The organism is Pseudomonas protegens (assembly GCF_003732485.1).
Lineage (GTDB): Bacteria > Pseudomonadota > Gammaproteobacteria > Pseudomonadales > Pseudomonadaceae > Aquipseudomonas > Aquipseudomonas protegens_B.
Genome location: NZ_MOAK01000086.1, coordinates 314,641 through 317,110, shown reverse-complemented (window position 1 = coordinate 317,110; position 2,470 = coordinate 314,641). Strand labels below are relative to the sequence as shown.

The following is a 2,470-nucleotide window of genomic DNA, read 5'->3' as shown; positions in this document are numbered from 1 at the left end:
CTGCTTGAGGTCGTTGGTCAGTTCCACGCCGTCCACCACAATGCGCCCCTGCTGGTGTTCTTCCAGGCGATTGAGGCAACGGATGGTGGTGGATTTGCCCGAACCCGATGGCCCGCACAGGACGATGCGCTCGCCCTGCCTGACGTTGAGGTTGATGTCCTTCAACACGTGGAACTGGCCGTACCACTTGTTCACACCCTGCATCTGAATAATGCCTTCAGGGCCCACAGGCTTTTTGCTCGCTTCACTCATGGAGGTACTCCTAACGCTTGTGGCCTGTGTCCAACTTGCGCTCCAGATGCATGGAGTAGCGGGACATACCAAAACAGAAAATCCAGAACACCAGGGCCGCGAAGACATAGCCTTCAGTGGCCATGCCCAGCCATTTGGGGTCGGCGGCGGCTTGCTTGACGCTGTTGAGCAGGTCGAACAGGCCGATGATGATCACCAGGCTGGTGTCCTTGAACAGGGCGATGAAGGTGTTGACGATCCCGGGGATCACCAGCTTCAGGGCCTGAGGCAGAATCACCAGGCCCATGGCGCGCCAGTAGCCCAGGCCCATGGCGGCGGCCGCTTCGTACTGGCCCTTGGGAATGGCCTGCAAACCACCACGCACCACCTCGGCCACATAGGCCGACTGGAACAGGATCACCCCGATCAGCGCCCGCAGCAGCTTGTCGAAGTTCATCCCCTCGGGCAGGAACAGCGGCAGCATCACCGACGACATGAACAGCACCGTGATCAGCGGCACGCCGCGCCAGAACTCGATGAAGGTCACGCAGACCACGCGGATCGCCGGCAGGTTGGAACGTCGCCCCAATGCCAGCAGGATGCCCAGGGGCAAGGCCCCGGCAATGCCCACCGTGGCAATCACCAAAGTCAGCATCAGGCCGCCCCACTGGCTGGTGGCGACAGTGCTCAGGCCCAGGTAGCCGCCGTGCAGCAGGGTGTAGGCCACCACCGGGTACCACACCAGGAAACACAGGCCGTAGATCGCCTTGCGGGCAAAGCGCGAGATGAACAAGGGGGCCACGCCGATCACCGCCAGCCACACGGTCAGATCCACCCGCCAGCGCAGTTCCACCGGGTAATAGCCGTACATGAACTGGCCGAAACGCTGCTGGATGAACACCCAGCAGGCGCCGTCCTTGGTGCAGTCGGCACGGGTGGTGCCGACCCAGTTGGCGTCGAGGATCGCCCACTGCAGGATCGGCGGCACCACCAGGTAGATCAGGTAGAAGGCAAACAGGGTCAACAGGGTGTTGAGCCAGTTGGAGAACATGTTGGCGCGCATCCACGCCAGCACGCCGATACTGCTGCTGGGCGGCGGCATATCGGGCTTGAAAGTATGAGTCGTCATGGGCGCTTCCTCACCGCTCGATCAGCGCAATGCGCTTGTTGTACCAGTTCATCAGCAGGGAAATGCTGATGCTGATTGCCAGGTACACGCTCATGGTGATGGCAATGACCTCGATGGCCTGGCCGGTCTGGTTGAGCACCGTGCCGGCGAACAGCGAAACCATTTCCGGGTAACCGATACCCGCCGCCAGGGATGAGTTCTTCGCCAGGTTCAGGTATTGGCTGGTCAACGGTGGAATGATCACCCGCAAGGCTTGGGGAATGATCACCTTGCGCAGGGTCGGGCCGTTGCGCAGCCCCAGGGAACGCGCCGCTTCGGTCTGGCCGTGGCTGACCGACTTGATCCCGGAACGCACGATCTCGGCGATGAACGCCGCGGTGTAGACGGTCAGGGCCAGAGTCAGGGCCAAGAGTTCGGGGATCAGTACCCAGCCACCGACGAAGTTGAAGCCTTGCAGCTTCGGCAACTCCCAATGCACCGGCGAGCCGAAGACCAGCGTGCACAACGCCGGAATCACCAGCAGCAACGCCAGCCCGGTCCAGAACTTGTGGAACGGCACTCCGGTGGCTTCAAAGCGCTTGTTGGCCCAGCGGCACATCAGCACGATGGCGACGATGGCCAGCGCCACACTCGCAACGAACGCCCAGAACCCCGGAGCCATCTGCGCCGCCGGCATGTTCAAGCCACGACTGCTGACGAAGAAAGTGTCGCCGAAGTTATGACTGTTGCGCGGCCCCGGCATGGTCAGGAACACCGCGAAGTACCAGAACAGAATCTGCAGCAGCGGCGGAATGTTGCGGAACACTTCCACATACACCGTTGCCAGCTTGCTGATGATCCAGTTCTGCGACAGCCGCGCCACCCCGATGATGAACCCCAGCAAGGTCGCCAGGATCACCCCGATAAAGGTCACCAGCAGCGTATTGAGCAGACCGATGACGAAGACCCGGGCATAACTGTCCGCTTCGGTGTAGGCAATCAAGTGTTGAGCGATGCCGAAACCGGCGCTGCGCTCAAGAAAGTCGAAACCCGAGGTAATACCCCGGTGCTGGAGATTGGTTTGTGTGTTGTCGAACAGAAACCAGCCCAGCGAAACCACCGCCACCAGGG

Annotated in this window: 3 protein-coding genes; all 3 read right to left on the bottom strand. The window is 61.3% G+C overall.

What is annotated here, in order from left to right:
- Nucleotides 1–252, bottom strand: a 252-nt coding sequence (locus BLX41_RS36510) for an ATP-binding cassette domain-containing protein (RefSeq protein WP_259745282.1), incomplete at its 3' end; no start/stop codon positions are given.
- 10 nt (nt 253–262) lie between these two features.
- Nucleotides 263–1,360: an amino acid ABC transporter permease gene (locus BLX41_RS28420; RefSeq protein ID WP_123727567.1), complete on the bottom strand. Its 1,098-nt coding sequence runs from the start codon at nt 1,358–1,360 to the stop codon at nt 263–265.
- Nucleotides 1,361–1,370: 10 nt separating this feature from the next.
- Nucleotides 1,371–2,470: amino acid ABC transporter permease (locus tag BLX41_RS28415; protein WP_185073826.1), on the bottom strand; the 1,100-nt coding region annotated here is incomplete at its 5' end.